At 66.9% G+C, this 4,680-nt stretch carries 3 protein-coding genes; all 3 read right to left on the bottom strand.

What is annotated here, in order from left to right:
• Positions 1 to 146: 146 nt before the first annotated feature.
• The 3 genes from ACFFGE_RS12490 to ACFFGE_RS12480 are packed head-to-tail and all read right to left on the bottom strand — an operon-like array spanning position 147 to position 4,342.
• A complete protein-coding gene (locus ACFFGE_RS12490) occupies positions 147 to 1,589 on the bottom strand; it encodes a PepSY-associated TM helix domain-containing protein (protein WP_376836750.1) in 1,443 nt (480 codons plus the stop codon).
• 55 nt (positions 1,590 to 1,644) lie between these two features.
• A complete protein-coding gene (locus ACFFGE_RS12485) occupies positions 1,645 to 2,223 on the bottom strand; it encodes a hypothetical protein (RefSeq protein ID WP_376836749.1) in 579 nt (192 codons plus the stop codon).
• Positions 2,210 to 4,342 (bottom strand): TonB-dependent receptor, encoded by a 2,133-nt coding sequence (locus ACFFGE_RS12480; protein ID WP_376836748.1) that lies wholly within the window; start codon positions 4,340 to 4,342, stop codon positions 2,210 to 2,212. Before ACFFGE_RS12480 ends, ACFFGE_RS12485 begins: the two co-directional genes overlap by 14 nt.
• Positions 4,343 to 4,680 lie beyond the last annotated feature (338 nt).

The following is a 4,680-nucleotide window of genomic DNA, read 5'->3' as shown; positions in this document are numbered from 1 at the left end:
GCTACGATCGCTGTCCGACCGTCTTCCTGTCCGCCATAGCCCTCGCCGCCACCGTCCTGTTCTGGCTATGAGTCCTGAGCCTACGAGATCTGCACTGGATGCAGAGCGTCCCTCAGTGTTGGGCCGATGAGCGGTCTGTTCCCGCGTCAGACGTTCGCTGTCTCCCTTGACGGCGGACTGCCTGCCTTACCAAGCGATGACACACCCAAGGCGCAGGCGAAGGCAAGGATCGTCACTCCCACCGCCACGGGGATTGGTGTGAAAGCAGCCTGCGTCAGGAGGGGGACAAGGCCGCCTATCGCCAGGGCTATACCCCCCGTTAGGCGCAGCTGGCGAGAGGTGTCGCCGGCGTCTCGCCGCGTCGCGCCCCAGACCACCGCGATCGCCGTGGCCGTCCACCAGGCCGCCACCGGGGATAGGCCGAAGCCGACGACCGCCAGCGCGACCGCGCCGTAGGCCAGAGGCTGGCTCCAGACCGTCGCGATCCAGATCCGCTCCCAACGCGGCGCCGGGCGGCCCTTGTCGCGACGCCGCGCGAGCCAGATGGCCACGCCGCTTGACGTGACCACGCACAGGCCCAGCCCTAGGAGGCCATAGGCGATCTTGACCGCGAGGCCGCCAAACGTTCCGAAATGCAGCGGCGACATGGCGGCGAAAATCTGCATGCCCATGGGGCCGTCCGCGCCGCCGGCCGTGCGGATGAAGGTCCCGTCGCCCTCGAAATGATAACGTTCGGCGGCGGCGAGATGGCCGGGGGCGATCGCATCATAGGTCATGACCTGACCCTCCGTGCCCGGGTGCTCGATAATGACGAAGAGTCCTTCGGCCCCCGGGCTCATGGCGAGGACACGTGCACGGATCGCGGCGATGTCCGGTAAGGGAGCCGGCGCTTCGCTGGGGCCAGGCTGAGGGCCGAGCACCGCTTCAACCGCCTTGCCGGCGTCCCCATCATAGGCAGCGAAGGCTAATACAGTGACGATCAGGCCGGCAAGGCCAAGGAAGGCGCCCGTCAATGACACGGCGATGTGGAAAGGCAGGCCCCAGATGCTGATGCGGTTGTGCAGGTCCGCCTCCTGCAGTCGCTTGGCGCCGCCCCACCGAAGGTGAAAGGCGTCCCGAAACACCCGAGGGTGCGACAGCACGCCAGAGATCAGCGAAGACAGCAGCGCCACACCGGTGAGGCCCACGAGATAGGCGCCCCACGGCTCCGGCAAGTGCAGGTCGGCGTGGAAATGTGCGACGAAGTCGGAGAACGGGGTCGACACCCCCTCGGTCAGGGCGCCGTTCTCGTCGGCGTACCAGGCGTGGTCGGTCCCATCGTCACCCACGGCCCGTACGCGCAGGCGCGCGACATCTTCGGTCGGCAGGAACAGCTGGAGCGAATGGTCAGCGCCCAACGCCCTGGCGCGGGCCAGACCCTCTTCAGCTGCGCGGGTGACGGCCGCATCGGACGCATAGGTCACCGTCGGCTGGCGCGGCTGCTCCCACTGTTCCAATTCGGCGACGAAGACCGCGGGCACGCCGCTGAAGCAGACCAGATAGATGAGGGCCGCGAAGGCCAAGCCAAGCCCGGAATGGCCCGCCAGCATGGCGCGTACGAAGGGCGCGGGAATTTTGGGCCAATGGGAGCCACGCCGGGTCACATCAGCCTCCGAGGACCAAGGGCGCGAGGGCGAAGCCGAAACCGAGCGCCGCCGCGCCGACCAGGACGGCCAGCGCCCTGAAGATGCGGTGGTCCGACAGCGTCCAGGCCATGCCTCCGGCCCAGAGCAGGGGCACCATCAGGCCGCCGAGGATCAGCCGGTCGGGCTCCACGCCTGGGCCGGACACGGCCCATCCCAGCCCCAGGCCCATGGCGGCGAGCCCCGCGAGCGGGCCCGCCAGGAGTGCGCGCATCCACCCCCGCCAGGCCCGGGAGGGTCGGTCGGAAGGATCCAGCACGCCGACCCGCGCGGCCCTCCCGCGCCGGTTGCGCACCTCCACGAAAGGCGCGATCGCGAGCGCGGCGACCAGGCTGATCCAGGTCAGGGAGTAAGCGACGCCGATCTCCGCGCCGAATGCGACGATCCAGGCGATGAGCCCGGCGACGAGGGTTACGCCGCCCAGCGGGGCCCAACGTCCCCCGGCCGGCGTACGGTCCCGCCAGGCGCGCCGGAGCAGGAAGACCCCGCCTCCGCTCAGCCCGAGCGCGACGGCGCTGAAGCCCGCCTCAGTAGGCGACATCAATCCGGACGCCGACCACGCGCGGCGCCCCCAGTCGGACGTAGTCGGCTCCGGGCGTGGCGCTGAAGGCCGAGGCGTACTCCTCGTCGAACAGGTTGCGAGCGAAAACGGAGAGTTCGGCTCGCTCGAAGCGCCAGCCGAAGCGCGCGTCCACGACCGTCGATGCGTCCGTTCGGTTTTCGGGCAAGTTTTCGACGTCGTTGAACGACGAACTGCGGAAACTCGCCGTGGCGTTGACGAACGGGCCGACTTCGCCGCCCCAATCCACGCCAAGCGCGCCGGTCCACTTCGACGCATAGGGGAAGGCGTTGCCATTGTAGTTGGCCGGACCGCCGAACGCCCCGTCAGGGTTGGGGAAGTCGGTGAACTCGGTGTCGGCGTAGCCGATGGCAGCGAACAGCGACAGCCGGTCGGTCAGGCTTACTCGGCCTTCGGCCTCGACCCCGAACAGGCGGCTCTCGCCGGCGTTCTGGGTGATCGTCAGCCCAGGGTTGCCCGCCAGGGCCGGCACCGACACTTGCTGGTCCGTCCAGTCCGCCAAATAGGCGTTCACGCTGTAGGTCAGGCTGCCCAGACCGGAGCCGCGCAGCCACACCTCGTAGTTGGTCAGATACTCCGCGTCGTAGCTGTTGCGCTCGCCGGTGACGATGTTGTTCTCCACCCCTCCGGCGCGGTAGCCGCGGCTGATCGTGACACCGACGGTATGAGCCGGCGTCAGCGTGTATTTCAGGCCAAGTTTCGGCAAGAAGGCGTCGAAGTCGGTCGACAGGCTATCGTCGATCGTGCCCTCGACGATGGCGCGAAGAAACTCGAACGCGGGCGGCAGTGCGCCCTCGATGGTCGTCACCTGGAAGGCGTCTGTGCCGTAGGTCTCGTTGTCGTACCGCAGACCGGCGACGAGGGTCAGTCGGTCGGTTAAATCGATCTCGCCATCGGCGAAAACCGCCCAAGTCTCAGTCGAAGCGAGAAAGTCGCCTTCCCGCGAGACGAAGTTGGTCAGGGGCAGCGCCGGGTTCACGATGGTGATCGGCACACGAAACCTATCGAAATAGCTCTCGTCGCTGGTGAGGTAGAAGAGGCCCGCCACCCCGCGCCATCTACCGTAGTCTGCCGATAGCCGGAACTCCTGGGTGAAGGTCTCGTCTTCGCCCGTGCGGTCCAGGGTGGCGATCGGCGCCGCCGAGCCGTCGAAGTCTTCGAAGCGGATGTAGTCGCTGGTCTGAGCCGCCGTGACCGAAGTCAGCTCGAGCGCGTCCGAGAGCCGCCAGCGGACTCGGAGTGACCCGATCAATCCTTCGGAGCCCTGCACCGCGGGCGTGTCGTAGGCGATCTGGCGCTCGGCGCGATTAGTGATCGGCGTGATGAGGTCGTCGCCACGGGTGGCGTCGAACCAGGTTGCCGAGGCGAGCACCTCCACGTTGTCCGACGGCGTGAACAGCAGCTTGCCCCGCAGGGTCTCGGCCGAGCGCGCGTCGGCGGGCCGATTCAGGAAGGTGTTGGTGTTAAAACCGTCCGTTTCCTGATTGGAATAGCTCAGGCGTCCGGCAAGTCGTCCGGCAATCAGCGGCCCGGCAATCGCCGCCGCGTGCTGGCGACCGCCATGCTCCGATGCCTCGACCCGCCCCTTTGCTTGGAGGTCAAAGCTGGGATCGGCGGTACGGACATAGATCGCGCCGGCGAGTGCGTTCCGACCAAAGGTCGTGGCCTGCGGGCCGCGATAGACTTCTACCTGCTCGAGGTCCCACACATCCAGCGGCCCGGCGAAGTTCTGACGCGCGGTGAGCGGCAGGTCGTCTACATAGGTGGCCAGGGTCTGGCCTTGCCCCGCATAGCTCGGTCCCGCCTGTTGCACGCCGCGGATGGCGAAGCCCCGTCCGCCGTTGACCTCCACGACGTTCGGCACGCGACGGATCACGTCGTAGAGGTCGATCGCCGTCGAGCGGGTGATCGCCTCATCGGACACGATCGACAGGCTCTCCTCCACGTCCTCCAGCCCCGCGCGGTCGCTTTTCTGGCCATAGACGACGACTTCATCGACTTGGGTCGCGTCCTGCGCGTTGGCGGCGAAAGCCAGACCGGACAAGGCTACGCCCGCAAAAAGGCCGAGACGAACGGACATAGACTTCCCCCAAAACCAAAAGCGCCGCGCTTGCTAATGCGAACGAATCTGCAAGTCAATCTCATTAGTAGCGGGAAAGGCGGCAGTATCGACGTCGGTTCTTCGACGCCTGCGAGGGCGGCGGTAAGGGGCGCATTTGGACCCGGTGAAGAGCCCGCACCTGAGTATCTGGATGTCTCGTTTGCGTCGGAGATTCGAGACCCGTCCCTGGCGCATCCTAGACGCTTGTCCCGTCTCGGCCGCCCATGAGGACGCTAGGCTCAGGCCCCATTGATGTGAGGCGTTCGATCTGATTCAGGCTCCTGAGGAGTCTGGATATGAGCGACCTGTATTGGCTG

The organism is Brevundimonas balnearis (assembly GCF_042434805.1).
GTDB lineage: Bacteria > Pseudomonadota > Alphaproteobacteria > Caulobacterales > Caulobacteraceae > Brevundimonas > Brevundimonas balnearis.
This window is presented reverse-complemented; position numbering and strand designations above follow the sequence as displayed.